General features: G+C 53.2%; 1 protein-coding gene. It reads left to right on the forward strand.

Annotated elements, in window-relative coordinates; genetic code table 11:
- Positions 1 to 269, forward strand: a 269-nt coding sequence (locus tag AC1RP4_RS08015) for a hypothetical protein (protein WP_481763279.1), incomplete at both ends; no start/stop codon positions are given.

A 269-nucleotide genomic window follows, 5' to 3' on the forward strand; every position in this document is an offset into this window, starting at 1 on the left:
GCATTCGCCAGTCAGTTGCCGCTCAAACGCGAAGGTCGATTCATTTCGACCGATGTAACCGACTTTCCCGCCTTTGCCGACGAGGTAATTTATGTGTTGTCCCACCGTGGTACCGAAACAGGTCGGTGGGACAAAGCGAACGTCAAGGTTGTCGTAATACTCGTCGGCAAGGAACTTCATGAATATGTTTGGCACATAGACGACCGGACGCCTGCTCTGCTGCATGATGATAGCGGCCGGTTGATTGGCGCTGTTCCAACCGGTCAGAT

Source organism: Dellaglioa sp. CoH-56-MRSF-10 (genome assembly GCF_056782175.1).